This is a genomic window from Sphingomonas zeicaulis (assembly GCF_050433225.1).
GTDB classification, from domain to species: Bacteria; Pseudomonadota; Alphaproteobacteria; order Sphingomonadales; family Sphingomonadaceae; genus Sphingomonas_D; species Sphingomonas_D zeicaulis.
On record NZ_JBNPXQ010000001.1, the window covers coordinates 762,304 to 789,062 of the forward strand.

A 26,759-nucleotide genomic window follows, 5' to 3' on the forward strand; every position below is an offset into this window, starting at 1 on the left:
GTGACGGAAATGGATCAGCAGGAAGCCGCGTCGGAACGGCGTTTCTCACGGCGTGTTTTGCTGCTGATGGTCGCAGGCTTCGCTGCGATGCTGCTCGCGGGCATCGCTGCAGCCCTGGTGCTCCTGCGCACGCAGGAGCAGACCCAATGGGTAAATCACAGCTTCGATGTCGAGCGGCAGATTGCCCAGATCCGACTTTCGGTGGAAGAGATGCGCACCGCGCGGCGTGGCGAAGTGCTGCGCATCAGGATGGCGCCCCATGAACGCTATGCTGCCGCCGCGGCGCGGCTTGATCTGGAGATCGACGCCGCCTCGCGCCTCACTGCGGACAATCCCCGGCAGCAAGGCAATATCGCCGAACTCCGGCGGCTGGCCGATCATATGGACAGTCTCTTCAAGCGTTCGCTCCGTCCTGGCCAGCGTGGTGCCGAGGCGGACGAAGCCGCCCGTCAGGCGGCCGCGCGTGCGGTCGTCAAACGGGCGGATGCGATGCTCGACGCGGAGCGGGCGCTGTTCGCCGAGCGTGACGGCGATCGCCGCGAGAGCACCGAGATACTCTATGGCGTGCTGGCGCTGGCCGCGATCCTCATCATCGTCACCGGCATCGGTTCGCTGACGATCGTGCGGCGTTACACGCGCACGCTCGTTTCGTCCCGCAACGCGCTCGCCGAACTCAACGATAGTCTCGAGGACGCGGTCGCCGAACGCACGGTCGATCTCCAGCGCGCTAATGACGAGATTCAGCGCTTCGCCTATATCGTCTCGCATGACCTGCGCTCGCCGCTGGTCAATGTGATGGGCTTCACCGCCGAACTCGACGCCTCCATCAAGCCGATGCGCGCGCTGCTCGACCAGGTGGACGCAGAGGCGCCTGCGATCGCCAGCGCCGAGGCCCGGCAGGCGGTGGATGAGGATCTGCCCGAGGCGATCGGCTTCATTCGCACCTCGACGCAGAAGATGGACCGGCTGATCAACGCCATCCTGCGCCTGTCGCGCGAGGGGCGGCGGACGATCTCACCCGAGCGACTGGACATGAACGCGCTGGTTCACGGCATCGTCGACGGCCTGCGCCACCGCATCGATGAACTCGGCGTGACGGTGGACATCGCGACCGACCTGCCGGATGTCGTCAGCGATCGCCTCGCCATCGAACAGATCTTGTCGAACCTCGTCGAGAATGCGGTCAAATATCTGAAGCCCGGCCGCCCCGGCTTGATCCGCATCACTGGCCAAGTGAAGCATGGCCGGGCTATGATCGATGTCGTGGACAATGGCCGTGGCATCGAGAAGCGCGACCATGACCGTATTTTCGATCTGTTCCGCCGTTCCGGGGTGCAGGATCAGCAGGGCGAGGGCATCGGCCTCGCGCATGTGCGCGCTTTGGCCTATCGGCTAGGCGGCACCATCGGAGTGGAGTCTGAGTTCGGCGAGGGCTCAACCTTCACGCTCAATATTCCAGTACATTTTATGGGTGACAGGGGGCCTAGGCCATGACTCGTGAGCAAGCCGTCAACATCGTCATGATCGAGGACGATGAAGGGCATGCGCGCCTGATCGAGAAGAATATCCGCCGCGCAGGTATCTCGAATCCGATCAAGCATTTCCTCGATGGCACCTCGGCGCTGCAGTTCCTCTACGAGGATCCGAGTGGCCCGGTCCACAACGGCCCGGCGCTGATCCTGCTAGACCTCAACCTGCCGGACATGAGCGGCATCGATATCCTGGCGAAGGTCAAGGGAGAGGGGCCGCTGAAGCGCGCGCCGGTGGTGGTATTGACCACGACCGACGACAAGCTGGAGATTCAGCGCTGCTATGATCTCGGCTGCAACGTCTACATCACCAAACCGGTGAATTATGAGAGCTTTGCCGACGCGATCCGCCAGCTCGGCTTGTTCCTGTCGGTGATTCAGGTGCCGGAAATCGCCGAGGATTGATGAACGCGTCGCTCCCGAAGATCCTCTATATCGACGATGATGAAGGGCTTCGCCGGCTGACCCGGCGGGCGCTGGAGCGTGCCGGCTATCAGGTGGCGCTTGCCGCGGATGGCGTCGAAGGTGTGGCGATGGCGGCGGCCGAGAGCTTCGATCTCGTTGCGGTCGATCATTATATGCCGGGACAGGACGGGCTGGAGACGCTCGCGGCGCTACGCGAACTCGCCGTGCCGCCGCCGGTGATCTTCGTCACCGGATCGGACGAGAGCCGGCTTGCAGTCGCTGCGCTCAAGGCCGGCGCGATCGACTATGTCGTGAAGTCGGTAAACGACGATTTCTTCGACCTGCTCGCCCGCGCGATCGAACAGGCGCTGACCACCGAAGGGTTGCGCCGCGCGCACGAGGCGGCACAGGCCAGCCTGCGGGAGAGCAATGAGCGGCTGCAGGCGCTGCTCGCCGAGGTCAACCACCGCGTCGCCAACAGCCTGCAGATCGTTTCGGCGTTTGTCGCCATGCAGTCACGCGTGCTGACCGACGAGGCCGCGCGCGCGGCGCTGACCGACACACAGCGGCGCATCCAGGCGATCGCGCAGGTTCATCGCCGGCTGTACACCGCCGATTCGGTGCAGAGCGTCGACATGGCTGAATATCTTGCCTCGTTACTCGCCGAGTTGAGCGAGACTTGGTCGACCCCCGATGCGCCGCGCGACATCAGGCTGGATGCGCAGCCGGTGCGGCTGGCTACCGACAAGGCGGTCGCAGTGGGCATCATCGTCAACGAACTGGTCAGCAACGCTTGCAAATATGCCTATGCGCCGGACGTTGCCGGGCAGGTGCGGGTGCTGCTGGGCGTCGATGGCGCCGATCGCTTCACCGTGGCGGTCGAGGATGATGGCTGCGGCGTCGCCGAGGGGGCGGGCGCCAAGGGCACCGGGCTCGGCTCCAAGCTGATCGGTGCGATGGCGCAGACGCTCGGCGCCGAACTGCGCTACAATCATGGCGGCCCGGGTTTCCGCGTGGTGCTCGCTGCCGCGGCGTAATGCGATTGCGTTGCAACGGCACCGGCGCCTAAGACGCTGACGGACTGGCGATCGGACGAATGATGGGCGAAGTCGTGAACCTCAGACTGGCGCGCAAGGCGAAGGCCCGCGCGACCGCCGAGACGGCGGCTGCGGCGAACCGCGCGAAGTTCGGCCGCACGCCCGCCGAACGGCGTGCCGACAGCAATGAACAGGCGCGGCGCGAGGCGCTGCTCGAGGGTGCCCGCCGCGAAGGCCCCGAGGAGGATGCCGATCACACCCGGGGGTGACGATCGCGTTCCGCCACCACGCCGGCTCGGCGAGTCGGTGCGACGGCGGTTGTGGGCCGCGCTTGGGCTGTTCTTCGTCGCCGTCGGCATCGTCGGCGTCATCCTGCCGGTGATGCCGGGCACGATCTTCCTGATCCTCGCTGCAGCCTGCTTCGCCCGCTCATCGCCCAAGCTTGAGGCGTGGCTGCTCGATCATCCGCGCTATGGCCCGTCCGTGCGGAGCTGGCGTGAGGAAGGCGCAATCCCCTGGCGTGGCAAGCTTGCCGCGGTGATCGGCATGATCATCGGTTATGCGACCTTCGTCTGGCGCGCCCATCCGTCCTTGCCGCTGGGCGCCGCCGTGCTCGCGATCTTTGCGGGATGCATGGCCTATGTCGTTTCGCGCCCTGCACCGCGTGCGCGCTGATCCATGATCAACATGGGATATTGCGGGGATCGGTGAGATCGCCGAGTTGAAGCCGATGGAGACTGAAACAACGCAAGAACAGACGGATACCGCCGAAACCCTGTCATCCGCGTTGCCGCCCGACGTCGAACGCATGGCCGCCGCTGTGCTGGAAGCGGCATGCGAACGATCGCTCCGCCTTGCCACCGCCGAAAGCTGCACCGGCGGGTTGATCGCCTCGCTGCTGACGGACGTGGAAGGCGCGTCCCACGCGTTCGAGCGCGGCTTCGTGGTCTATAGCGAGGAAGCGAAGTGCGAGTTGCTCGGCGTAGCGCCTGGCGAAATCGACCGCTGCGGCGCGGTGAGCCGCGAGGTTGCGATTGCCATGGCCCGCGGTGCGCTGGCGGCCTCGCATGCGGACATCGCGCTGGCCGTCACCGGCTTTGCCGGCCCGGCCAAGCCGGGGGACGAAGCCGGGCTTGTCCATTTCGCCTGCGCGCGCGAAGGCGCACCGGTTGTTCACCGCGAGGCGCATTTCGGTGATATCGGGCGGGGACCGGTGCGCATCGAATGCCTGCGCACCGCACTTGGAATGATGCGTGAGGCGATTGGATGAAGCCAGTGCAGTTCAGTTCGATCCATGCGCACGGTTTCGTCCGTGTCGCCGCCGCGACGCCGGTCGCCAGCGTGGGAGACGTCGCCGCCAACGTCGAGGCGACGATCGCGCTCGCCCGTCTGGCCAGCGCGAAGGCGGCGGATCTGCTGATCTTCCCCGAACTCAACATCTCATCCTACGCGATCGACGATCTCCATCTGCAGGATGTGGTGCAGCAGGCGGTGCGTGCCGGCATCGCGCGCATCGTCGCGGCGAGCATCGACATCGCACCGGTGATGCTGGTCGGCGCGCCGCTCCAGCGGGCAGGGCGGCTCTACAATTGCGCGGTGGTGATCGCGCGCGGCCGCATTCTGGGTGTTGTGCCCAAATCCTACCTGCCCAATTATCGCGAATATTATGAGAAGCGCTGGTTCGCGGCAGGCGCGGGGCTCACCGGGCTCGATATCGAAGTGGCGGGGCAGACCGCGCCCTTCGGCCCGGACCTGATCTTCGCCGCTACCGATCTTGCTGACTTCAGCTTCCACGTCGAGATCTGCGAGGATTATTGGGCGCCGACGCCGCCCTCCACCGCGGGCGCGCTCGCCGGGGCGCTGATCCTGTGCAACCTTTCCGCGTCCAACATCATCATCGGCAAGGCGCGCGACCGTGCGCTGCTCTCCGCCGCACAGTCGATGCGGACGATCTCCGCCTATGCCTATTCGGCGGCGGGGCCAGGGGAAAGCACGACCGACCTGGCGTGGGACGGGCAGGCGATGATTCACGAGCTGGGTGATCTGCTCGCCGAATCGACGCGCTTCGGCAACGATGCCGAGATCATCTATGCCGATGTCGACGTGCAGAGGCTGCGGCTCGAACGGATGCGCACCGGTACCTTCAATGACGCCGCAGTTGCCGCTGGCCATCCTGAGCGGGGCTTCCGCCGCGTGACGTTCGATCATCGCGTCGTACTCAAGGATGTTGGGTTGGAGCGGAAGGTGCGGCGCTTTCCGTTCGTACCGGACGATCCCCAGCGGCTCGACGACGATTGCTACGAGGCTTTCAACATCCAGGTGGAGGCGCTCGTCCGCCGCTTCCGCGCCACCTCCGGCAAGACGATGGTAATAGGCGTTTCGGGCGGGCTCGATTCAACGCATGCGCTGATCGTCGCCGCCAAGGCGTGCGACGTCATGGGGTTGCCCCGCTCGACCATACTCGGCTTCACGATGCCCGGTTTCGCGACCAGTGACGGCACCAAGGGCAACGCTTGGGCGCTGATGAACGCGCTGGGGGTGACCGGAGAGGAAATCGATATCCGTCCGGCCGCGCGGCAGTTGCTGACGGACATGGGGCATCCCTTTTCTGCGGGCGAGCCGGTCTACGACATTACGTTCGAGAATGTGCAGGCGGGGCTGCGCACCGACTATCTGTTCCGCCTTGCCAACCAGCGCAGCGGCTTCGTCGTCGGCACCGGCGATTTGTCGGAATTGGCACTTGGATGGTGCACCTACGGCGTTGGCGACCAGATGAGCCATTATGCCGCCAATTGCGGCGTGCCCAAGACGCTGATCCAATATCTGATCCGCTGGTGTGTGCAGAGCAATCAGTTCGATGCCGAGACCGATCGGATTCTGACCGCGATCCTCAACACCGAGATCTCACCCGAACTGGTGCCGGCGGATGCGAGCGGCGCGTTGCAGAGCACGGAGAGCAAGATCGGACCCTATGCACTCAACGATTTCTTCCTCCATTACATCGCGCGCTTCGGGCTGCCGCCGTCGAAGGTGGCATTTCTCGCCTGGCATGCCTGGCGGGATGCGGAGCGGGGAAGCTGGCCGATCGATTTCCCCGAAAGCGGTCGGAACGCCTATGATCTGCCGACCATCCGGCACTGGCTGAACAACTTCCTGTTCCGCTTCTTCCAGATCAGCCAGTACAAGCGCTCCGCCATCCCGAACGGTCCGAAGGTTTCCGGCGCCGCGGCGCTGTCGCCGCGTGGTGACTGGCGCGCGCCATCGGACGGCACCGCGGCAGCATGGCTGGCGGAACTGGAGCGCGCGCTGCGTTCGAGGGAGTGATCGCATGGATTCCGATGGCTTTCGCACGTGCGAAGCCTAAAGACCCGGCCATGACTCACCCCCATCCGCAGGGCGGCATTCTCAAACGCGCGGTGCGCAACGCTGGCTTGTTACTGGGGGGCAAGACCGCCGCCGGCGTCATGCAACTCGGCACCTTCGCGATGGCGGCGCGTGGGCTGGGGCTGGAGGGGTTCGGCGTGTTCTCGGTGGTGGTCGCGCAGGTGATGCTGCTGACCGGGCTCGCCCAGTTTGAATCCAACCAGGCAATCATCCGCTATGGGGTGCCGCACCTCAATTCGCGGGATCTGCCCGCAGTGCAGGCGCTGTTCAAGGCAGGCACCTTGCTCGATATCGGCGCCTCGGCGCTCGCCGCCCTGGCCACGGTGATCGCAGCACCGTTCATGGCCGGGCGGCTGGGATGGGGCCCTGATCTCGTCTTTCTCGCGCAATGCGCCGCACCGCTCGCCTTCGCCAATTCGATCGCCACCCCCAAGGCGATCCTGCGGCTGCTCAACCGGTTCGATCTGCTGACGGCGCAGGCGGTGATCACCCCGGCATTCCGGCTGGTGCTGATCGCCATCCTCGCGCTGACCGGCGCGGGGCTGGCCTGGTATATCGCGGCTTGGGTCGTCGCCGGCTGGCTGGGCGCGCTTGCCGGAGGCTTCCTTGCGTGGCGCGAGGCGTGGCGTCATGATTTGTTGACCGGGCTCACGCCATCGCTGCGCGGGCTGTCGGACGCCAATCCGGGGATGTGGCGCTTCGCCATCCTTTCCAACCTCAACAGTTCGGTGCAACTGGTGCCGACCCAGCTTGCGGTGATGATCGTTGCCTGGCTGCTGGGGCCCGCCGCTGCCGGCCTGTTCCGCATTGCGCGTGAACTCGGCACCGGCATGATCAAGCCCATCGAATTGATGAACCAGGCGCTCTACCCCGATCTCGCGCGGCTGATCGCGGCGCGGTCATGGGAGCGGCTCAGCCGTGCAGCGGTGCGCGCCGGGCTGGCCGCGTTCGGCGTCGGCATTCTCGTCACCGGGCTGATCTGGCTGCTCGGGCCGCTGATCGTCGATGCCGTATTCGGTCGCGAATTCGTGGCGGCGGCGCCGGTGCTGGTCGCGGTGGGGGCGGGGACCACGATCCGCGTGTTGGCCTTTCCAGCGGATCCCATCATGTTCGCATTGGGGCGCCCTGGCGTGCCGCTTGCGGTCGCAATCGTCTCAGCCGCCCTGTTCGTCGCGCTGATGGTCTGGCGGTTGCCGATCGACGGGTTGATCGGCGCGGGTTGGGCGTTCATCGGAATGGGTTTGCTGGGCGCGTTTCTCTCGGGAATTGCCGCAATGCGGATGGTGCGCGTCGAGCGCGTCTCCGTAGGGGAGGCGGCGTGAAGTCCATGCGCTGATTTTTTTGCCGTCGCCCGGATTAAACCAACGGCCTGGGCGTATATGGCATATGAGTGACGCGTTTTCGGTCGATGTAGCCAAGCATCTTGCGGCAATGCGCCGATATGCGCGCTCGCTCGTCCATGATGCGGTTGCCGCAGATGACCTCGTTCAGCAGTCATTGTTGCGCGGAATCGAGGGCGCCTCGACATTTCGGCACGGCGCTTCGCTAAAGTCCTGGCTGCTTGCTATCGTTCATAATCAGTTCATTTCCGGTCGACGCCATGCGGCCGTCGAACGGCGCGGACTCGAGGGATTGGCGCAGGCACGCAGCGATGATGTGAACGAGGGCGAGCAGGAGCAGGCGTTACTGCTGCGCGATATTTCCGCGCGCTTCGCAGCGTTGCCAGAGCCTCAGCGCGCGGTGCTTCACCTCGTGGCGATCGAGGGGCTCAGCTATCGTGAGACCGCCGACGCGCTGTCGATCCCGATCGGCACGGTGATGTCGCGGCTGGGCCGCGCGCGCGCAGCACTGCGCGATGCGGGCAGCCTGCCGGACGAACCCCGCCTGCGCCTGATTGGGGGACGTGATGCGTGATCGGGTGAGCGACGTCGAGCTAGACGCCTATCTTGATGGGGAACTGGAACCAGAACGGCGCCTTGCCGTCGAGGATCATCTTGCCCGCTGCCCCGAGGCGGCAGCGCGAATGCTGGCGGACATGCGCGCGCGCACCGCGCTGCGCCTCGCCCATGCCGAGCCGCACGATCCCGCGCCGGATTTGGTGGCCACCGCGGACCAGCTCGCCGCCCGGCTCGTTGGCGGCCAGCGCCGTCGCTGGGTGGTCGCGCGTTTCTTTTCGCCCGCCCGGCTCGGGGCGCTCGGCGCGCTGGCCGCGGTCTTCTGCGGGGTCATGCTGGTCGGCCCGCCGATGGAGGTTTCCGCCAGCGCGCCCGATTATGTCAGCGATGCGGTCACCTCGTTCCGCACGGGACTGCTGCGCGAAACCATGGTGTCGCAGCCCGAAATCAGCGTGTTCGATGCCGGTGACGTGATGCGTTCCACCCAGATCCGCGTGCCGGCGCTGCCGGATCACTGGCGGATCACCGACGTCCAGATCTTCCCGTCCGACGATGGCCCGGCGCTGCAGATCATGGCGCGCACCACGGCCGGGCAGCCGGTTTCGATCTTCGCGGTGCGCAACGCTGCTTCTGCCCCGCTGCGGCCGGTTGTCGTCCGCAAGGGCGACGCCTCGGTCGCCTATTGGCGGCACGGCGACATCGCCTATGCCCTGACGGGCATGGACAGCCCGGAGGCGCTGGATGTCGCCGCCGAAGACCTAGCCGACAATCGCCTGGACTGACGCCTATGCATATCGACCTCCTCTCAGACGCGCCGGACAGCGTTGCCGCAGACGTTGCGGTGATCGGCGGCGGCGCGGCCGGTATCACGATGGCGCGGCGGCTGCTTGCCGGCGGCCGTTCGGTCGTTCTGCTTGAAAGTGGTGGGCTCGATTGGGAAGCCGCGATCGCCGATCTCAACGACGGCGAGAGCGTCGGCCGCGATTATTACGATCTGCGCGACGCCCGGCTGCGCTTCTTCGGCGGCACCACCGCGATCTGGGGTGGCCGCTGCGCCGAATTCGATCCGATCGACTTCGCCCGCCGCAGCTGGGTGCCGCATTCGGGCTGGCCGTTCGCCGTCGAGACCTTGCGCCCCTATTATGCCGAGGCGCGCGCTGCGCTTGGGCTCAGGCCGCAGGTGCCCGATGCCGCGGAACTCGGCGGCGTGCTCGCGCGGCTGTCACGCGCCGAACTGGCGACGCCGCTGTGGAGCTTCGACGACCAGTTCGATCGCTTCTCGTTCGCGCGCTGTCGGGATCTCGTTGATCATCCGCGCTGCACCGTCGTCACCCACGCGACTGTGCGGGAGATTGTCGCGGCGCCGTCAGGACGCGGGATCGAGCGGCTCGATGTCGTCGCGCTGTCAGGGCGCCGGCTGCAGGTGCGTGCCGGCCATCATGTGCTCGCGGCCGGCGGCATCGAATCGCCGCGGCTGATGCTCGCCTCGCGCTCGGTGATGTCGCGTGGGCTGGGCAACGGCCATGATCTTGTCGGCCGTTTCTTCATGGAGCATCCGCATGCGCGCGGCGGTCGCATCGTCGATGGCGCGGCGTGGCAGCTGCTCGCGGCGTTCCAGAAGCGCGAACTCAATGGGGAAAAGCTTGCGGCGCTGCTCGCGCCGTCCGCGGCGCTGCAGGCGCGTGAGGGGCTGCTCAACACCTCGCTCACCATCGCCGGCCGCCGTCCGGAAGAGGCGCAGGAAGCGCTGCTGATGCGTGCCTATCTGCATGCCAAGCACCGAACCGCGCCGACGCGGCAGGGCCGATCACTGTGGAAACTGACCAAGCGGGTCGTGAACCAGGCGCAGGCACTGTCTGATCCTTTCCGCCCCTGGCTTCTCAACCGGCTCGGACGGCTCGATGTTGCGCTGGTGGTGCGCGCCGAACAGGCGCCCAACCCGGCCAGCCGGGTGATGCTGGCCGACGATGTCGATGCGGCGGGCGTGCCTCGCGTCAAGCTCGATTGGCGGACAAGCCCAATCGACAAGCACAGCATCGCAGGCCTTGTCGCGGCGCTCGGCCGAGAGACCGAGCGGCTGGGGCTCGGCCGGGTCGAACCCGCGCCCTGGCTGGGCGACAGCGCGCGCGACTGGGCGACCGATCCGCTGATCAGTTCGCACCCGATCGGCGGCTATCACCACATGGGCACACTGCGCATGGCGGATAGCCCGCGCGCGGGCGTGACTGATGCGTTCGGTCGCGTTCACGGCATCGACAATCTCCATGTCGCCGGCAGCGCGCTGTTTCCGACCTCCGGCTGGGCGAACCCGACCTTGACGATCATCGCGCTGGCCATGCGCACCGCGGACTCGATCCTCGGCCAGTTCGGCCGCAGCCTGCCGTCGGATCAGGACGCGTTGGATCTCCCCCGTCAGGCGGGTGCCGGCTCCGGCCAGTGGATGCGCTGACGAATCACGCCGCGCGCACCGCCTCAGCGGTTGATCTCGAGCTCCAGCAGGTCGGCGAGGTCCCTCAGCCGGGCGCGGTCGGTGTCATCGAACGCGCGGGGACGCACGTCAACAATGCATAGCGTGCCCGCACAGCCGCCCGCCGCCAGCCGCAGCGGTGCACCCGCATAGAAGCGGACATGCAGGCCCCCGGTCACTGCGGGGTTATCGGCGAAACGCCGATCCTGCAGCGCATCGGGGATGACGAGCATCCCGCCGTCGGCGACGGCATGCGCGCAGAATGAAACTTCGCGGGAGGTTTCTGTGGCATCGAGCCCAACGCAGGACTTGAACCATTGCCGGTTGGTGTCGATCAGCGAGACGAGCGCGACCGGTACGCGGAACAGCGCGGCGGCGAGGCGGGTGATGCGATCGAATCGTTCCTCGCGCGGGCTGTCGAGCAGCCCGGTGGCGAGCAGCGCCTGTAGCCGTTCCGCCTCATTCTCGGGTAGGGGCGGCCTGACCCAGCGGAACTCGCTGCGGGTGAGCGCGGTGCGGATGCGTGCGCGGGCGAATTCGCGCGAGAAGGGGCGTTCGATCCAGTCGCCATCGGGCGGCAGCACGCGCTGCGCCGGCTTCGCGCCCGAACTGGCGACGATCAGGGGCGGCGGCAGGCCGGTCGCAACTTCGGCGACCACCTGTTCCGCCGCTTCGGGCGTGTCGATGCCGACGGGACGGCGATCATCATCGACGATCAGCAGCGCGGGCCCCTTGGCCGCCGCGAGTTCGGGCACCGCCGCCGCGCTGGCCGCGAAGGCGGTGCGAAGCTGCTCATCGTCAAGCGCCTGGCGCAGCGGATCATCGGCGCTGAGATCATTGGCGACGACGAGCACGAGCGGCGGTGCATCGGCGGCTGCCGCCGGTGCCGGCGCCAGCGCGCTCGGGGCCGGATCCGCCGCCGCAATGGTGCGCCCCTCGACTGCAATCGTCAGGCCTTCGGCGGCTGCGATGATCTCCAGCGGCTCCTGGCCCTCGCCATCGCGCTGCAACTCGGCGACCAGCGCATCGACATCGGCGTCGGTGCGCATCGGATCATGGTGGGTGAAGGCGAGGCGGCCGACACCCGCCGCGCGGCAGACCATCGCGGCATAATGCGGTGTGCTGTGCCCCCAGCCGATCTTCGCGTCATATTCGGCGGGGGTATATTGCGCATCGTGGATGACGAGGTCGGCGCCCGCGAGAAAGGCGCTATGGTCGAGATCCTGCCCGTGGATCGGCCCTTCCGCCTTCGCCAGCGCGCGGCTGTGCGGCTCATGGTCGCAGGCATAGACCAGGCTCGCGCCATCGCATTCCAGCCGGTAGGCGAGGGTGAGCGCGGGGTGGTTGAGGAAGCGCGTCGTGATGCGGACATCGTCGATCGTGAAGCTGCCTTCGCCAAGGTCGTGATAGCCGACCTCGGCACCGAACGCTTCCAGAGTGACCGGGAAATAGGTGAAGTCCATCTGCCCGGCGAGCGTATCGCGCAGGCTGTCTCCAAAGCCGCGCGGCGCATAGAAATCCCAATGATGTCCTGGCGCGAACAGCGGAGCGAAGAAGGGGATGCCCTGGATATGATCCCAATGGGTGTGGCTGATCAGGATCGCGCCGCGCGTCGGCCGCCCGGCGGCTTCGGCGAGGATGGACTGGCCTAGCGCATGCGCGCCGGTGCCGCAATCGATCACGATCCGCGTGCCCGCCTTGGACCGCACCTCCACGCAGGAGGTGTTGCCGCCATAGCGCACGGTGGAAGGCCCCGGCTTGGCGATCGAGCCCCTCGTTCCCCAGAAACGAACCTGCATCCGATTCTCCCCAACCGCTACGCGCTGTTATCCCATATCGCGGTTGAACGGCGATGTCTTGGCAACGCTGCTTGACCTGACAACGAAACGCCCGATGGTGCGGCGCGTGGGAGACTGCGGTTCGGGGTGGGGAATGCGGCAGCGGGGAAGCCTGGTGATCGGTGGCGACATGTGGGCGGTGCTCGGCATCGCACCCACCACCGACTCGATTGAGATACGGCGCGCCTATGCGCGCCGAATGAAGGAGAGCGATGTCGGCGAGGATGCCGAGGCTTTCGCCGAGTTGCGCGCCGCGCGTGAGGAAGCGCTGGCATGGGCGGCCGATTGCGATGCGGCTGTTGGAGTGGACGAGCCAGACGAATCGGCCGACCTGCCTGCGGTCTCGGATGATGGCTCGTGCGTGGCGGAAAGATCCGCCGGATATGATCTGATGGGGCCGGTTCTGGTCGATGTGGATGCCGATCATGGCGTCATCACGAGGGCGCCCCTTCCCGATGAAGAGCTTGGCATTTCCGCGACTCCGCCCTTCGCGCGTGAGGATCATGGTTCGGGCGAGACGCTGCGTTTGGATCGGAGCCGATGGTGGGTCCCCGAACTCGACATTGCGGCTGGAGACAGCCGCGTCGTTCCTCCGGCGATGGTCACCGACGATGATTATCAGGCGATGGCCGCAGTTCTGTTTCCCGAAGAGGGCGATGACGCCGGGCCCATGTCGGCCGAGGATATCGCGCTGTGGATGGCGCATCTCAACCGGGTCTTCGCCGATCCGCGCATGGGTGAGCTTGGCTATTATGGCGATGTCGAGCGCTGGCTGAGCGAGGTATTGGCGGGATCGGTACCGCGCTCGGATCCTTTACTCGTGACTGTCGCGGAGCGCTTCGGCTGGATGGCGAAGGCCGATGAGGTCGGCGAAACCCCGGCGATCGCGCACATCACCGCGCGGATCGGCGCGCTTTCTTTCGCTGAGGCGGTGCAGGTGCCGGGGCATCGCTATCGCCGGGCGTGGCGCGAACTCATGACGCCGGCGGATGCGGGGTCGCGCCGCGGCTGGGTAGGCCGCAAGCGCGTGCTCGAACTGCTCGCGATGATCAGGCAGAACCATCCGCAGCTCGAACAATCGTTCGACTGGTACCGGGTCCAGCTCTGGGAGGCGCAGGGTGGCGGAAGCAGTGGCGGCGCGACGAGCGGGCTGGTGATCGCGGGGTTGATCCTCGCGTTCAACCTGCTCAGGATCTTCTCGTCTGCAGGGAATGGCGATCCTGTTCCGGTGTCCGTGCCGGCATCGATCGAGGCTCGAGCCTACCAACTCGATGCCCCCGCGAAAGATATTCCCGCCGCAATCGAATGGGCCAGCAATGGCGCTTATCGGCCGGAGGATCTGGCCAAGAGCAATCCCGAATTGCTCGAAGATCTCCAAAGGATCTGGCAGGATGACAAGGCCGCCGGCGAAAGGCGGGACATGTTCGTCAGCCATGTCGACGATCATCTGAGGCAGCGCTTTCCACGCATCGTGGAACAGGCGAGCCGTGCCGCGCTATCCGATCTCTTGCGCATCCGGATTGAGGCCGTCCGCCGCGCGGGCCTATCCCCGCAGGATTGCGCGGACGAACTGCTCGGCCGCAAGCTGCTGCCGCTCGAATTCGACCGACGCTACCGCGCTGCACAGTATCGCATCCTGATCGAGACGCGCGGCAAGATGCGTGCTGAGGAAGGTGACGGCAAGTTCTGGATCGATGGCGATACGATGGCAGCGGCCGCCAGGCGTGCCGGGATGAGCGTGGCTGATTTCTCCGCAGGACTGGACAGAGAGGGCAGCCCGACGACGATCTGCGAGGCCCGCATCGCGCTGATCGAGACCGCGCTGACGTTGCCCGAGAAGAAGGCGATGAAGATGCTTCCCTACCTTTGACGGCGGAAAGTCCGCGGTCATCGACCGCGCAAGCGTCAAGCCGCCGCTTGTACGCGCCGAAGTGCTCGCCTAAGTCGCACGCTATGACATCGACCAACGACATTCGCCGTTCCTTCCTCGACTATTTCGAGGGGCAGGGCCATGCCCGCGTGCCGTCTGCGCCGCTGGTGCCGCACAACGATCCCACGTTGATGTTCGTCAACGCGGGGATGGTGCCGTTCAAGAATGTCTTCACCGGGCTGGAAAAGCGGCCTTATTCCACCGCGACCTCCAGCCAGAAATGCGTCCGCGCCGGCGGCAAGCATAATGATCTCGACAATGTCGGCTACACCGCCCGGCATCACACCTTCTTCGAGATGCTCGGCAACTTCTCCTTCGGCGATTATTTCAAGGAACAGGCAATCCACCACGCCTGGACCCTGATCACCAAGGAATGGGGTATCTCGCCCGATCGCCTGACGACCACCGTCTATCACACCGATGACGAAGCGTTCGATCTGTGGCGCAAGATTTCGGGCCTGCCCGAGAGTCGCATCATCCGCATCGCCACCAACGACAATTTCTGGTCGATGGGCGATACCGGGCCGTGTGGACCCTGTTCGGAGATCTTCTTCGATCATGGCGACCATATCTGGGGCGGCCCGCCGGGATCGCCGGAAGAGGATGGCGATCGCTTCGTCGAGATCTGGAACCTCGTGTTCATGCAGTTCGAGCAGTCGGCGGACGGCAGCCGCACGCCGCTGCCGCGCCCGTCGATCGACACCGGCATGGGGCTGGAGCGTCTGGCCGCGGTGCTGCAGGGCGTTCACGACAATTATGACACGGATACGTTCCGCGCGCTGATCGAGGCATCGGGCGCGCTGACCAAGACCCCGACCGACGGCGACAACAAGGCGAGCCATCGCGTGATCGCCGATCATCTCCGCTCCGCTGGTTTCCTCGTGGCGGACGGCGTGCTGCCCGCCAATGAGGGCCGCGGCTATGTTCTGCGCCGGATCATGCGCCGGGCGATGCGCCATGCGCACCTGCTGGGCGCTGCCGAACCGCTGATGCACAAGCTGGTGCCGGCGCTGGTCGCCGAGATGGGCGCTGCCTTCCCCGAACTGGTCCGCGCGCAGCCGTTGATCGAGGCGACTCTGCAGCAGGAAGAAGTCAATTTCCGCAAGACGCTCGCCAATGGCCTGCGGCTGCTCGATGAAGCGACCGCGACGATGGGCGAGGGCGACACGCTGCCAGGCGCCACCGCGTTCAGGCTCTACGACACCTTCGGTTTTCCCTATGACCTGACCGAGGATGCGCTGCGTCCGCGCGGCCTGTCGGTCGATCGCGCCGGCTTCGAGGAATCGATGGCCGAGCAGAAGCGCAAGGCGCGCGAAGCCTGGAAGGGCTCGGGCGAGAAAGCTTCTGACGAGGTCTGGTTCGATATCGCCGAGGAGGCCGGTGGTACCGAGTTCACCGGCTATGCCGCCAGCGAAGGCGAGGGGCAGGTCGTCGCGATCGTCAAGGATGGTGCGCGCGTCGAAATGGCAGAGGCCGGCCAGCAGGTGCTGATCGTTACCAACCAGACGCCGTTCTACGCCGAAAGCGGCGGCCAGATGGGCGATGCCGGCACGATCGCCAATGATGCCGGGTTCAAGGGGCTGGTGGAGGATACCTCAAAGCCGCTCGGCCGCCTGCACGCGCATCGCACCTTGATCCAGAAGGGTGCGATCGCCGTCGGCGAAACCGTCAAGCTGGCGATCGATGTTGAGCGCCGCGCGCAGCTCCGTGCCAATCACAGCGCCACCCACCTGCTCCACGCCGCGCTGCGCAACCGGCTCGGCGGCCATGTGACGCAGAAGGGCAGCATGGTTGCGCCCGATCGACTGCGTTTCGACTTCTCGCATCCCAGCGCCCTGACCCCGGCCGAGATTGCCGATGTCGAGGCCGATGTGAACGCGCAGATCCGTGGCAACGAAGCGGTGATGACGCGGCTGATGACACCGGACGATGCGGTTGCCGCTGGCGCGCTCGCGCTGTTCGGCGAGAAATATGGCGACGAGGTTCGCGTACTCTCGATGGGGCGCAGTGCCGAAGCGAATTATTCGGTTGAACTGTGCGGCGGCACCCACGTCGATGCGCTGGGCGATATCGCAATCTTCAAGATCGTTTCCGAAGGCGCAGTGCAGAGCGGTGTGCGTCGCATCGAGGCGCTGACCGGCGAGGCCGCGCGCCAGTGGCTGGTCGCGCGCGACGACCGGCTGAAGGAAGTTGCCGCCGCGCTCAAGACCGCGCCGGACGATGTGCCGGCGCGCGTGCTGAGCCTGATGGAGGATCGCCGCCGGCTCGAACGCGAACTGGCCGATGCGAAGAAGGCGCTGGCGATGGGCGGCGGCAAGGCCGAGGCGGCCGGACCCGAGACGGTTGGCGGTCATGCGCTGCTCGCCCGCGTCGTCGAGGGGCTCGATCCCAAGGGGCTGCGCGGTGCGGTCGACGACATGAAGACGCAGCTCGGTTCGGGCATCGCCGTGCTGGTTGCGGTGAATGACGGCCGCGCCTCGGTCGCGGTCGGCGTCACTACCGATCTCGTCAAGGCGGTGAGCGCAGTCGATCTCGTCAAGGCGGCGGTTGCGGCGCTGGGCGGGCAGGGCGGCGGCGGCCGGCCGGACATGGCGCAGGGCGGCGGACCCGATGGTGCGCAGGCGGATGCCGCGATTGCGGCGGTGCGCGGCGTGCTGGAAGGGCAAGCCGCGGCGGCGTGATACGATCACTCCCTCTCCCTTTGCGGAGAGGGAGTCGATCACCCCGCTGGCTTCTCCTCCACCACGTCGGCGCGCCTGAGGCGGCCGATGCGGGGTTCGCGGTCGAGTTTCGCATCGTCCCTGATGCGGTCGCGGAAGGTGGCGCGCTTGTCATGGATCGACGCGATCACCGGGCCCATCGCGACACCCAGTTCCACCAGCACCGCTTCGGAAAGCTGTAGCGAGCTTTCGAGCGTTTCGGGCACCGCTTCGGTGGCGCCTGCCCGGTAAAGCTGCGCGGCATGATCGGTATCGCGTGCGCGCGCGACGATCGTCAGGTCCGGCACCCAACTGCGCACGCGGCGGGTGAGGCGCACGGTCAGCACCGGATCGTCCATCGTCAGCACCAGCGCCTCGGCACGCCCAAGGTTGAGCTTGTCGACCAGTTCCGAGCGGGCGACGTCGCCGAAGATCACCGGATAACCGTCGCGCCGCGCCGCGGTGACGGCGTCGATGTTCGCCTCGACCGCGATGAACGGCCGGCTGTGCGCCTTGAGCATGTCCGCTACCAGCCGACCGACGCGACCGAAGCCGATGATCACCGTGCCTGGTTCCTCGCCGGTTTCGCCCGGCATCCCGCCATCTCCATCGTCGCGCAACTCGATCCGGCGGGCGACGTCATGACCGATCTTGGCGAGGATCGGCGTGATGGTGAGGCCGATTGCGGTGACGATCTGCCAGAAGGCGGCAGTGGACGGCATGATCAACCCTGCCGCGGTCGCCGCGGAGAGCACGATCAACGTGGTTTCCGATGGTGCCGCCATCAGCAGCCCGGTTTCGGCTGCGGTTCCCAGACGAATGCCCATCAGCCGCAGCATGCCGGTGGTGACCACCGTCTTCACCAGCACTACGCCGACGACCGCGATCGCGAGCGGCAGCCAGTTGGCGCCAATCACGCGGAAATCCAGGCTCATGCCCACTGTCAGCAGGAACACGCCGAGCGCCAGGCCCTTGAACGGCGCGGTCATCACCTCGACCTCGCCATGATATTCGGTCTCGGCGATCAGCAGCCCCGCGAGGAGCGCGCCGACGATCGGTGAGAGGCCGGCGGCGGTGGTGGCGAGGCTCGCGAGGATGACGGTGAGCAGGCTGACCGCAAGGAACAGTTCCGGGCTCTTGGTGCGGGCCGCTTGCGCAAACAGGCTGGGCAGCAGGAACCGCCCGGCGAGCAGCAGCGCGCCGACGGTGAGTACGCCGATCCACAGCGTGCGCAGCAAGCCGTCCCATCCCGCATCCTGCGCGTGCGGGCTGAGCACGCCCAGCGCGAAGATGATCGGCACCAGCGCCAGATCCTCGAACAACAGCATCGCAAAGGCCGGGCGGCCCACCGGCCCCGAAGTTCCGACCATTTGCAGCACGAGGGCCGTGGAGGACAGGGCAAGCGCCAGGCCCAGGCCCATGGCACCAGCCCAGCCTTGGCCCATCAGCCACAACGCTATGCCGATGATAAGTCCGGAAAGAGCAAGCTCGGCGGCACCTACCCCGAAAACAAGTTTTCGCATTTGAAACAGGCGTTTGAATGAAAGTTCTAGGCCGATGGTGAACAGCAGCAGTACGATGCCGAACTCGGCAAAGGGTTGGATGGCCTCGGGGCTTGTGATCGTAACGTGGCGGATCCACGGGTATTGATCGGTCAGAGAACCCAGGCCGTGCGGACCCACCAAAAGCCCAACGAGAATGAAACCGATCACCGGGCTAATCCGGAAGCGCGCGAAGGCGGGAATGACAATTCCCGCAGCGCCCAGCACCACCAGAGTGTCGCCCAAGCCCTTCAGTGTGTGGAGTTCGCCAGCCATGGGCACCGTCTTAACGTGAAGATTCGCGGCTTGTCAGGCCAATAAACGGTGCGCTGCAACATTATTTCGGATCAGGCTCGATCCCCTCGCGTTGGTTGGTTAGCCTATCCAGCCGACCCCCTGACGAGAGCCTGCCGAATGCCCCATGCCACGCCGCTGATCGCCACCATCGTCGGCGGGATCGTGCTTGCCTTCATCTTCGGAACGATCGCGCATCGCGCACGTGTGTCGCCCCTGATCGGCTATCTGGTTGCGGGGATCGCCGTTGGCCCGTTCACGCCCGGGTTCGTCGCGCATCAGGGTTTGGCAAGCGAACTGTCCGAAATCGGCGTGATCCTGCTGATGTTCGGTGTCGGCCTGCATTTCTCGCTGAAGCAGTTGATGGAGGTTCGGACGATCGCCATCCCCGGAGCGATCGGCCAGATCGGCGTCGCCATCCTGCTCGGCATGGGCTTGTCATGGCTGCTGGGCTGGAGCGTCGCGACGGGCTTCGTCTTCGGGCTTGCGCTTTCTGTCGCCAGCACGGTGGTGTTGCTGCGGGCGCTTCAGGACCGCCGGATCCTCGATACCGAGCGTGGCCGCATCGCGGTCGGCTGGCTCATCGTCGAAGATCTGGTGATGGTGCTGGCGCTGGTGCTGTTGCCTGCGATTGCGCATGGCGGCAGCGGCGTGGCCCTGCTGACCACGCTTGCGATCACCATCGGCAAGGTCATCGCGTTCGTCGCCTTCATGCTGATCATCGGCCGGCGCGCCGTGCCGTGGTTGCTTCATCTCGTCGCACATGGCGGCTCGCGCGAGCTGTTCCGGCTTGCGGTGCTGGCGATCGCGCTGGGAATCGCGTTCGGTGCGGCGCTGCTGTTCGGTGTGTCCTTCGCGCTCGGTGCCTTCTTCGCAGGCATGATCCTCGCCGAATCTCCGCTCAGCCAGCGCGCTGCGGAAGAGACGCTGCCGCTGCGTGATGCGTTCGCCGTGTTGTTCTTCGTGTCCGTAGGCATGCTGTTCAATCCGCACGTCGTGGCGGATCAGCCGCTCGCGCTGCTGGGCACGCTGGCGATCATCATCATCGGCAAATCGGTTGCGGCTTTCCTGATCGTGCGCCTGTTCCGTCGGCCTACGCGCACGGCGCTGACCATCGCCGCCAGCCTTGCGCAGATCGGCGAGTTCTCTTTCATCCTCGCAACGCTTGGCTCCTCGCTCGATCTGCTGAACGGCGACGCCCGCGATCTGATTTTGGCGGGCGCGATCCTCTCGATCATGATCAACCCGCTGCTGTTCTCGACGATCGATCGCTTCGCGGGCAAGGCGCTGGCGGTCGAGCCCGGCGCCGGCATCGGCGGCACTGTGCCGACGCCGACCGGCCATGTCGTGCTGGTTGGCTACGGCCGGGTCGGGGCGACGGTTGCGAAGACGCTGATCGCGGCGGGTGAGCGGCTTACGGTGATCGAGACCGAGGCTGATATCACCGGCTTGCCGACCGATCAGCCACGCGTTGAGGTGCTGGTCGGCAACGCCGCCAGCGCCGACATGCTGGCGCGCGCCGACATCGCTAATGCGCGGCTGCTGTTCGTCGCGATCCCGCAATGCTTCGAGGCCGGGCAGATCGTCGAGCAGGCGCGCTCGTTCAATCCGCGCCTGCGCATCATCGCGCGCGCGCACAGCGATGCGGAGATCGTGCACCTCGCCGCCAAAGGGGCCGACCTGACGATCATGGGCGAGCGTGAGATCGCGCGGAAGATGGTCGACGAGGCGGTGGTCGGCAGAACGGTGGAGGGCGGCTGATCCTCAGCCGCCGCCGGGAGTGGCCGGGCCTACCGGCAGCTTTCCGGTTGGCCGTGATTTGCTGCCGCGGCGCCCCCAGCTGATCCGGTAGAGATCGAACCGCCGATCCGCGAGGTTACGCACCGTTCCTTCGGCGCGGGCCCAGGTGAGGTCGGCAAGGTTGACGTCGCTGATCGTTAAGGTCTCGACATTCTCGCTTGCCTCCGCGGCGATGCCGTCGCGCGCAAAGGGGAAGTCGCAGGGCGTGAGGATGCAGCTCTGCGCATATTGGATGTCCATATTGTCGACATTGGGCAGGTTGCCGACATTGCCCGAGAGCACGACGAAGCACTGGTTCTCGATCGCGCGCGCCTGTCCGCAATAGCGCACGCGCAGATAAGCCTGGCGACTGTCGGTGCAGAAGGGCACGAACAATATGCGCGCGCCCTCGTCGACCAGCCGGCGGGCGAGTTCGGGGAATTCACTGTCGTAGCAGATGAGCACGCCGACCGGGCCGCAGTCGGTCTGGATCACCTCGATCGCGTCGCCACCCTTGATGTTCCACCAATAGCGTTCGTTGGGCGTCGGGTGGATCTTCTCGCGCGCGTGGATCGATCCGTCGCGCAGCGCTACATAGGCGACGTTCTGGATGTCCCCATCGTCGGTGCGGGTGGGGTGCGAGCCACCGATGATGTTGATATTATACTCCATCGCCATCCGAGTCAGCGCCTTCACCAGCTTGTCGGTGTGCGCGGTCAGCCGGTCGATCGCCTCGATCGGGCTGAGCTCCTTCTTCTCGTAGGACAGCAGTTGGAGCGTGTAGAGTTCGGGAAAGACGACGAAATCGGAACGATAATCAGCTGCAACATCGACAAAATATTCGATGTTGCGGACGAATTCGTCGAAATTCTCAACCGCGCGCGCCTGGAGCTGGACGGTGGCGATGCGCACGCTCTCCACATCGCGCGGCACGCGGAATTTGGGCGCCAGGTCGCTCTCCACATAGGGGTTGCGATAGACCATATGCGCCGCGAAGCCGCCGGACGCCGTATCTTCGGGCAAATAGGCGGGCAGCACGCCGATCGGCTCGAAGCCGTTGGAAAGCTGGAAGCCGAGTACGGGATCGCGCAGCTTGCCGGCGATGACCTGCTCGACATAATCTTTGGGGCCGTCGACCTTGCGCCGGGCACGTTGATAGCCGGGCATGCGCGCGCCGAAGACAATGCCGTGCAGTTCGAGCCGCTCGGCAAGCGCCTTGCGCGCGTCATAGAGCCGCTGGCCGATGCGCAGACCACGCTGCCTGGGATCGACGCACATCTCATAGCCATAAAGCCATTCGCCGGTGGGATCGTGGCGCGATCCGAAGCCGTTGCCGCTAATCTCTTCCCAATCGTGCGGCTTCAGCGCGATTTCCGCGGTGAGGCGCATCGAGGCGCAATAGCCCACCGCCTTGCCGTCATAGAAAGCAACGAACTGGCCTTCCGGAAAATTGTTGATCTGTCCGCGGATCATACCCGCGGTGTAGCCGGACAGCCCTTCATAGGCGCGATCGACGAGTGCGACGATCGCGCGGACGTCGGCGGGCGTGGCGTTGCGCACCTCAAGGCGGGCGCGGCTGCTGGTCGGCATGAAAAATCCCCGTCACGTCTGCTCTGTTGAGCAAGCGTAACGGGGATGAACGGAAACGGGTTCCGTAGCCCGGGCGCCGGCATGCGGCGCCCGGCCTTCAGGTCAGGCCCAGTTGGCCATTTCCTTTTCGAGGTTCGAACGGATCGCCTCGAAGAACTGCTCGGTGGTCATCCACGCCTGGTCCGGCCCGATCAGGATCGCAAGATCCTTGGTCATACCGCCCTGCTCGACGGTCTTGATGCAGACCTCTTCGAGCGTCTCGGCGAAACGCACCACATCGGGCGTATCGTCGAACTTGCCACGGAACTTGAGGCCGCCGGTCCACGCGAAGATCGACGCGATCGGGTTGGTCGAGGTCGCCTTGCCCTGCTGGTGCATGCGGAAGTGGCGGGTGACGGTGCCGTGCGCCGCCTCGGCCTCGATGGTCTTGCCGTCCGGCGTCATCAGCACGGAGGTCATCAGGCCGAGCGAGCCGAAGCCCTGCGCCACCTGGTCCGACTGGACGTCGCCGTCATAATTCTTGCAAGCCCAGACGAACTTGCCGTTCCACTTGAGCGCCGAAGCGACCATGTCGTCGATCAGGCGGTGCTCATAGCTGATGTTCGCGTCGCGGAACTTGTCCTTGAACTCGGCCTGGAACACCTCTTCGAACAGATCCTTGAACTGGCCGTCATAGGCCTTGAGGATCGTGTTCTTGGTCGACAGGTACAGCGGCCAGCGACGCTCGAGCGCGTAGTTCATGCTTGCGCGGGCGAAATCGCGGATCGAATCGTCCAGGTTGTACATGCCCATCGCGACGCCCGACGACGGGAAGTCGAACACTTCCTCCTCGATCTGCTGGCCGTCCTCGCCGGTCCACACCATCTTGAGCTTGCCGGGGCCCGGCACGCGGAAGTCGGTGGCGCGATACTGGTCGCCGAAGGCGTGACGGCCGACGACGATCGGGTCGGTCCAGCCCGGGATCAGCCTGGGAACGTTCTTGATGACGATCGGCTCGCGGAACACGACGCCGCCCAGGATGTTGCGGATCGTGCCGTTGGGCGACTTCCACATCTTCTTGAGCTTGAATTCCTCGACGCGTGCCTCGTCCGGAGTGATCGTGGCGCACTTCACGCCGACGCCATACTTCTGGATCGCCTTCGCGGCATCGACCGTGATCTGGTCATTGGTCTCGTCGCGCTTCTCGACGCCGAGGTCATAATATTCCAGATCGATATCAAGGTAGGGCTTGATCAGCCGCTCGCGAATCCATTCCCAGATGATCCGGGTCATTTCGTCGCCGTCGATCTCGACGACCGGGGTTTTCACCTTGATCTTCGCCATATGCTCTCTTCTCCGGGGGAGGTGGTCGCGATGGCTCTAGGAGCAGGATGCGCCGGGATCAACCGCGCGGAGGGATGATCGCGGCGATTGTCACTGCGCGCCGCGCACATTAGACAGTGCAGATGACGTCACTAGAAAAGCCGGCGGTGGGCACCACCACCGTTAAATGGCGGTTTCCCGCCGTTCATCCCGAAGGTCGCAAATTCGTTCTCATCGCGGCGGTGATCACGCTCGCGTTCGCGTTGATGGCGTGGGAAACGCTCGCCTGGCCGATGGCCGGCATCACCTTGTGGGTCGCAGCCTTCTTTCGCGATCCCGTTCGCACCGTGCCGCAGGGCGAGAATCTAATCGTCGCACCTGCGGACGGGCTGGTGACATTGATCGAGCGGGTGCCGGTGCCGCGCGAGCTCGCCGGGCCGGAGGGGCTGGGGGACGAACCGCTGGTGCGCGTCTCGATCTTCATGTCTGTGTTCGACGTCCATATCAATCGCTCGCCGATCGCCGGCACTGTCAAGGCGGTGGTCTATATCGCGGGCAAGTTCCTCAATGCCGATCTCGACAAGGCGAGCGAGGAGAATGAGCGCCAGCATCTGATCGTCGAACGGCATGACGGGCTGCGCATCGGCTTCACCCAGATCGCGGGGCTCGTTGCGCGCCGCATCCTGCCGTTCGTCAAGCCGGGCGACATTCTCGCTGCCGGCCAGCGCTTCGGCCTGATCCGCTTCGGCAGCCGTGTCGACGTCTATCTGCCCGCTGGTACCGCGCCACGCATCGCGCTGGGCCAGCGCTCGATCGCGGGCGAGACGGTGCTTGCGGTGATCGGGGATCCGATCGCCTCGAGCGGCATTCCGCAATAAGGATGAGCAGACGCCCCGATCCCCGCCGTGGCATTCCGCTAAGGGCACTGGCGCCCAATGCCGTCACCACGCTTGCCCTTTGTTCGGGGCTGACCGGCATCCTCTTCGCCATTGCTGAGGACTGGCGGATGGCCGTGAGCGCGGTGATCCTGGCGGGCGTGCTTGACGGCCTCGACGGGCGCATCGCGCGCCTGCTCAAGGGCGAAAGCCGGTTCGGCGCCGAACTCGATTCGCTGTCGGATGTGATCGCCTTCGGCGTTTCCCCGGCGATCATCCTCTACCTCTGGTCACTCCAGCATCTGGGCGAGGAAGGGCAGCGTTATGGCTGGATCTTCGCGCTCGCCCATGCGGCGGGTTGCGCGCTGCGGCTTGCGCGCTTCAACGCCCAGATCGACGCGGCCGAGCAGCCGCATAAATCGGCGGGATTCCTCACCGGCGTACCCGCACCGACCGCAGCGGGGCTGGCGATGCTGCCGCTCTATCTCTTCCTGTTCGTGAAGGGGCAGGGCCCGGTTGCAGACATCGCGCGCAACGGCATGCTCGTTGCGCCATGGATGGCGTTCGTCGTCTTCCTGATGACGTCGAGCCTGCCTACCTACAGTTGGGGCTCGCTGCGCCTGCGTCGCCATATCCGCATGGAATTGCTGGTCGGTGTCGCGCTGATCGGGGGCGCCATTTTCGCGGTGCCGTGGGCAACGCTGATTGGCGTCGCGAACCTCTATCTGCTGACGATCCCGTTCAGCACCAACAGCTACGCTCGGATCAGGCGGCAGCGCGCTGCTGCTGCCGCGGCCGGCTGAGCGCGGCGCGCGCCGACTCCCGCATCGCTTCGCGCGCGGAGCGATGCTCCGCCAAAGTGCCGGCCTGAACCGTTCGGCCCGCCGGGTCGAGCGCTTCCATGATCGCGTCCAGCCGGGATGCGATCATGTGCCAGATCATGGCCAGCGCCATCAGCAAGCCGGACGCGAACAGCAGCGAACCTACCATATGCAGCATGACGAACCTCCCGAAGCGGACCTTTGTTCGATGACTGAGCGGTTTATGTTCGATATTTGTTCTATCGTCAAGCGCCGATCCAATGTCGGTGGGATGGCAGTTGCGCGCCAATGAGGGTGCAGGACAGGCTTGCGTTCGCGCGTGGTTCCGATTAAGGGCCGCCGCATTCCACATGGGAAGCGCACATACCGGTGCCTGGGCCGATGCCCTGGTCACTGCTTCCCAGAGGTTCAACCGGAAGGAGAATAATCCTATGGCGGCTCCCACCGTCTCCCTGCACCAGTTGCTTGAAGCTGGCGCGCATTTTGGTCACCAGACGCACCGCTGGAACCCGAAGATGAAGCCTTACATCTTCGGTGAGCGCAACGGCGTCCACATCCTCGATCTGTCCCAGACCGTTCCGCTGTTCGCCCGCGCGCTCGACTTCGTGTCGCAGACCGTCGCGCACGGCGGCAAAGTGCTGTTCGTCGGCACCAAGCGCCAGGCGCAGGATCCGATCGCCGAGGCGGCCCGCCGCGCCGGGCAGCACTATGTCAACCATCGCTGGCTGGGCGGCATGCTCACCAACTGGAAGACGATCTCGCAGTCGATCAAGCGCTTCAAGGCGCTCGAGGAGCAGCTCGCTGGCGACACGCACGGCCTCACCAAGAAGGAAGTGCTTCAGCTCACCCGTGAGCGCGACAAGTTCGAGCTGTCGCTCGGCGGCATCCGCGACATGGGCGGCATTCCGGACGTGATGTTCGTGATCGACGCCAACAAGGAAGAGCTGGCGATCAAGGAAGCCAACACGCTCGGCATCCCGGTCGTCGCGATCCTCGATTCGAACGTCAGCCCGGACGGCATCGCCTTCCCGGTTCCGGCGAACGACGACGCCAGCCGCGCCATCCGCCTGTATTGCGAAGCGATCGCCCAGGCGGCGACCCGCGGTCAGCAGGGCGGCGCCGCGTCGCGCGGTGTCGATCTCGGCGCGATGGATGAGCCGCCGGCGGAAGCCGCGCTGGCCGAGGCCGAGGGCGTTCCGGCCGAGGCGTGATCGAGGACAGGCGGGCTCCGGCCTGCCGTCCCTTGATCGTGCCCGTGCGGCGTCTGAGCGAAAGCGATTGCCACCGGTCAATGATCGATGGCGACAGGATAGGGCGTCACTGCCTTGTCATGCGGACGGGGCAGGGCGCTAAGCAGCGTCTGCCCCGTCTTT

General features: G+C 65.7%; 22 protein-coding genes. 17 read left to right on the forward strand and 5 right to left on the reverse strand.

Annotation, left to right across the window (positions count from 1 at the left end; genetic code table 11):
* Nucleotides 1-9 precede the first annotated feature (9 nt).
* Genes FHS96_RS03745 through FHS96_RS03795 form a run of 11 tightly spaced genes read left to right on the forward strand, consistent with a single transcriptional unit; the run spans nt 10 to nt 10,699 of the window.
* Entirely contained in the window at nt 10-1,494 is a 1,485-nt protein-coding gene (locus tag FHS96_RS03745; RefSeq protein ID WP_429589598.1) for a sensor histidine kinase, read from the forward strand.
* Complete coding sequence (locus tag FHS96_RS03750) at nt 1,491-1,934, forward strand: response regulator (RefSeq protein ID WP_429588039.1); 444 nt, start codon at nt 1,491-1,493, stop codon at nt 1,932-1,934. Before FHS96_RS03745 ends, FHS96_RS03750 begins: the two co-directional genes overlap by 4 nt.
* Complete coding sequence (locus FHS96_RS03755) at nt 1,934-2,971, forward strand: sensor histidine kinase (protein WP_429588041.1); 1,038 nt, start codon at nt 1,934-1,936, stop codon at nt 2,969-2,971. The genes FHS96_RS03750 and FHS96_RS03755 overlap by 1 nt, the downstream gene beginning before the upstream one ends.
* Before the next feature lie 59 nt (nt 2,972-3,030).
* Nucleotides 3,031-3,240 carry a DUF4169 family protein gene (locus FHS96_RS03760; protein ID WP_429588043.1) on the forward strand — a complete coding sequence of 70 codons (210 nt, stop codon included), beginning with the start codon at nt 3,031-3,033 and terminating at the stop codon, nt 3,238-3,240.
* The gene (locus tag FHS96_RS03765; RefSeq protein WP_429588044.1) at nt 3,218-3,646 is read left to right on the forward strand and encodes a YbaN family protein; all 429 of its coding nucleotides are present in this window, start codon (nt 3,218-3,220) and stop codon (nt 3,644-3,646) included. The genes FHS96_RS03760 and FHS96_RS03765 overlap by 23 nt, the downstream gene beginning before the upstream one ends.
* Nucleotides 3,647-3,701: 55 nt before the next feature.
* On the forward strand, nt 3,702-4,241 hold the full coding sequence (locus tag FHS96_RS03770) for a CinA family protein (RefSeq protein WP_429588045.1): 540 nt from the start codon (nt 3,702-3,704) through the stop codon (nt 4,239-4,241).
* Nucleotides 4,238-6,295 carry an NAD(+) synthase gene (locus FHS96_RS03775; RefSeq protein WP_429588046.1) on the forward strand — a complete coding sequence of 686 codons (2,058 nt, stop codon included), beginning with the start codon at nt 4,238-4,240 and terminating at the stop codon, nt 6,293-6,295. The genes FHS96_RS03770 and FHS96_RS03775 overlap by 4 nt, the downstream gene beginning before the upstream one ends.
* A 50-nt stretch (nt 6,296-6,345) precedes the next feature.
* A complete protein-coding gene (locus FHS96_RS03780; RefSeq protein ID WP_429588047.1) occupies nt 6,346-7,677 on the forward strand; it encodes a lipopolysaccharide biosynthesis protein in 1,332 nt (443 codons plus the stop codon).
* A gap of 19 nt (nt 7,678-7,696) precedes the next feature.
* The gene (locus FHS96_RS03785; protein WP_429588049.1) at nt 7,697-8,269 is read left to right on the forward strand and encodes a sigma-70 family RNA polymerase sigma factor; all 573 of its coding nucleotides are present in this window, start codon (nt 7,697-7,699) and stop codon (nt 8,267-8,269) included.
* The gene (locus tag FHS96_RS03790; RefSeq protein ID WP_429588051.1) at nt 8,262-9,032 is read left to right on the forward strand and encodes an anti-sigma factor family protein; all 771 of its coding nucleotides are present in this window, start codon (nt 8,262-8,264) and stop codon (nt 9,030-9,032) included. The genes FHS96_RS03785 and FHS96_RS03790 overlap by 8 nt, the downstream gene beginning before the upstream one ends.
* A gap of 5 nt (nt 9,033-9,037) precedes the next feature.
* Complete coding sequence (locus FHS96_RS03795) at nt 9,038-10,699, forward strand: FAD-dependent oxidoreductase (protein WP_429588052.1); 1,662 nt, start codon at nt 9,038-9,040, stop codon at nt 10,697-10,699.
* Nucleotides 10,700-10,722: 23 nt separating this feature from the next.
* On the opposite strand, the gene FHS96_RS03800 is transcribed toward FHS96_RS03795, so the two are convergent.
* A complete protein-coding gene (locus tag FHS96_RS03800) occupies nt 10,723-12,516 on the reverse strand; it encodes an MBL fold metallo-hydrolase (RefSeq protein ID WP_429588054.1) in 1,794 nt (597 codons plus the stop codon).
* Nucleotides 12,517-12,649: 133 nt separating this feature from the next.
* Here FHS96_RS03800 and FHS96_RS03805 point away from each other — a divergent pair, with 133 nt between their 5' ends.
* Both FHS96_RS03805 and alaS read left to right on the forward strand, forming a co-directional pair.
* A complete protein-coding gene (locus FHS96_RS03805) occupies nt 12,650-14,425 on the forward strand; it encodes a hypothetical protein (RefSeq protein ID WP_429588056.1) in 1,776 nt (591 codons plus the stop codon).
* A gap of 83 nt (nt 14,426-14,508) precedes the next feature.
* The gene (gene alaS, locus FHS96_RS03810; protein WP_429588057.1) at nt 14,509-17,166 is read left to right on the forward strand and encodes an alanine--tRNA ligase; all 2,658 of its coding nucleotides are present in this window, start codon (nt 14,509-14,511) and stop codon (nt 17,164-17,166) included.
* A 38-nt stretch (nt 17,167-17,204) separates the two neighbouring features.
* On the opposite strand, the gene FHS96_RS03815 is transcribed toward alaS, so the two are convergent.
* Nucleotides 17,205-19,001: a cation:proton antiporter domain-containing protein gene (locus FHS96_RS03815; protein ID WP_429588059.1), complete on the reverse strand. Its 1,797-nt coding sequence runs from the start codon at nt 18,999-19,001 to the stop codon at nt 17,205-17,207.
* Between the two features lie 138 nt (nt 19,002-19,139).
* Here FHS96_RS03815 and ybaL point away from each other — a divergent pair, with 138 nt between their 5' ends.
* Nucleotides 19,140-20,780, forward strand: coding sequence for a YbaL family putative K(+) efflux transporter (ybaL, locus tag FHS96_RS03820; RefSeq protein ID WP_429588061.1), 1,641 nt, complete (start codon nt 19,140-19,142; stop codon nt 20,778-20,780).
* Nucleotides 20,781-20,783: 3 nt separating this feature from the next.
* On the opposite strand, the gene FHS96_RS03825 is transcribed toward ybaL, so the two are convergent.
* Nucleotides 20,784-22,388, reverse strand: coding sequence for a GNAT family N-acetyltransferase (locus FHS96_RS03825; RefSeq protein WP_429588062.1), 1,605 nt, complete (start codon nt 22,386-22,388; stop codon nt 20,784-20,786).
* Between the two features lie 102 nt (nt 22,389-22,490).
* Entirely contained in the window at nt 22,491-23,711 is a 1,221-nt protein-coding gene (locus FHS96_RS03830) for an NADP-dependent isocitrate dehydrogenase (RefSeq protein WP_429588063.1), read from the reverse strand.
* 122 nt (nt 23,712-23,833) lie between these two features.
* Between FHS96_RS03830 and FHS96_RS03835 the strand changes: the two genes are divergently transcribed.
* Together FHS96_RS03835 and FHS96_RS03840 are read left to right on the forward strand one after the other, a co-directional pair.
* Nucleotides 23,834-24,568 carry a phosphatidylserine decarboxylase gene (locus FHS96_RS03835; protein WP_429588064.1) on the forward strand — a complete coding sequence of 245 codons (735 nt, stop codon included), beginning with the start codon at nt 23,834-23,836 and terminating at the stop codon, nt 24,566-24,568.
* A gap of 2 nt (nt 24,569-24,570) precedes the next feature.
* Nucleotides 24,571-25,368 (forward strand): CDP-alcohol phosphatidyltransferase family protein, encoded by a 798-nt coding sequence (locus FHS96_RS03840; protein WP_429588065.1) that lies wholly within the window; start codon nt 24,571-24,573, stop codon nt 25,366-25,368.
* Here the strand turns inward: FHS96_RS03840 and FHS96_RS03845 are convergent.
* A complete protein-coding gene (locus FHS96_RS03845; protein ID WP_429588066.1) occupies nt 25,331-25,564 on the reverse strand; it encodes a hypothetical protein in 234 nt (77 codons plus the stop codon). The two genes, FHS96_RS03840 and FHS96_RS03845, sit on opposite strands and share 38 nt — an antisense overlap.
* 253 nt (nt 25,565-25,817) lie before the next feature.
* On the opposite strand from FHS96_RS03845, the gene rpsB reads away from it, so the two are divergent.
* Entirely contained in the window at nt 25,818-26,597 is a 780-nt protein-coding gene (gene rpsB, locus FHS96_RS03850; RefSeq protein WP_429588067.1) for a 30S ribosomal protein S2, read from the forward strand.
* The last annotated feature ends 162 nt before the right edge of the window (nt 26,598-26,759 follow it).

What these genes read in the sequence shown, in the direction of transcription:
- FHS96_RS03745 (WP_429589598.1), top strand. Translation starts at nt 10, where the DNA reads ATGGATCAGCAGGAAGCCGCGTCGGAACGGCGTTTCTCACGGCGTGTT.
- FHS96_RS03750 (WP_429588039.1), top strand. Translation starts at nt 1,491, where the DNA reads ATGACTCGTGAGCAAGCCGTCAACATCGTCATGATCGAGGACGATGAA.
- FHS96_RS03755 (WP_429588041.1), top strand. Translation starts at nt 1,934, where the DNA reads ATGAACGCGTCGCTCCCGAAGATCCTCTATATCGACGATGATGAAGGG.
- FHS96_RS03760 (WP_429588043.1), top strand. Translation starts at nt 3,031, where the DNA reads ATGATGGGCGAAGTCGTGAACCTCAGACTGGCGCGCAAGGCGAAGGCC.
- FHS96_RS03765 (WP_429588044.1), top strand. Translation starts at nt 3,218, where the DNA reads ATGCCGATCACACCCGGGGGTGACGATCGCGTTCCGCCACCACGCCGG.
- FHS96_RS03770 (WP_429588045.1), top strand. Translation starts at nt 3,702, where the DNA reads ATGGAGACTGAAACAACGCAAGAACAGACGGATACCGCCGAAACCCTG.
- FHS96_RS03775 (WP_429588046.1), top strand. Translation starts at nt 4,238, where the DNA reads ATGAAGCCAGTGCAGTTCAGTTCGATCCATGCGCACGGTTTCGTCCGT.
- FHS96_RS03780 (WP_429588047.1), top strand. Translation starts at nt 6,346, where the DNA reads ATGACTCACCCCCATCCGCAGGGCGGCATTCTCAAACGCGCGGTGCGC.
- FHS96_RS03790 (WP_429588051.1), top strand. Translation starts at nt 8,262, where the DNA reads ATGCGTGATCGGGTGAGCGACGTCGAGCTAGACGCCTATCTTGATGGG.
- FHS96_RS03795 (WP_429588052.1), top strand. Translation starts at nt 9,038, where the DNA reads ATGCATATCGACCTCCTCTCAGACGCGCCGGACAGCGTTGCCGCAGAC.
- FHS96_RS03800 (WP_429588054.1), bottom strand. Translation starts at nt 12,516, where the DNA reads ATGCAGGTTCGTTTCTGGGGAACGAGGGGCTCGATCGCCAAGCCGGGG.
- FHS96_RS03805 (WP_429588056.1), top strand. Translation starts at nt 12,650, where the DNA reads ATGCGGCAGCGGGGAAGCCTGGTGATCGGTGGCGACATGTGGGCGGTG.
- alaS (WP_429588057.1), top strand. Translation starts at nt 14,509, where the DNA reads ATGACATCGACCAACGACATTCGCCGTTCCTTCCTCGACTATTTCGAG.
- FHS96_RS03815 (WP_429588059.1), bottom strand. Translation starts at nt 19,001, where the DNA reads ATGGCTGGCGAACTCCACACACTGAAGGGCTTGGGCGACACTCTGGTG.
- ybaL (WP_429588061.1), top strand. Translation starts at nt 19,140, where the DNA reads ATGCCCCATGCCACGCCGCTGATCGCCACCATCGTCGGCGGGATCGTG.
- FHS96_RS03825 (WP_429588062.1), bottom strand. Translation starts at nt 22,388, where the DNA reads ATGCCGACCAGCAGCCGCGCCCGCCTTGAGGTGCGCAACGCCACGCCC.
- FHS96_RS03830 (WP_429588063.1), bottom strand. Translation starts at nt 23,711, where the DNA reads ATGGCGAAGATCAAGGTGAAAACCCCGGTCGTCGAGATCGACGGCGAC.
- FHS96_RS03835 (WP_429588064.1), top strand. Translation starts at nt 23,834, where the DNA reads ATGACGTCACTAGAAAAGCCGGCGGTGGGCACCACCACCGTTAAATGG.
- FHS96_RS03840 (WP_429588065.1), top strand. Translation starts at nt 24,571, where the DNA reads ATGAGCAGACGCCCCGATCCCCGCCGTGGCATTCCGCTAAGGGCACTG.
- FHS96_RS03845 (WP_429588066.1), bottom strand. Translation starts at nt 25,564, where the DNA reads ATGCTGCATATGGTAGGTTCGCTGCTGTTCGCGTCCGGCTTGCTGATG.
- rpsB (WP_429588067.1), top strand. Translation starts at nt 25,818, where the DNA reads ATGGCGGCTCCCACCGTCTCCCTGCACCAGTTGCTTGAAGCTGGCGCG.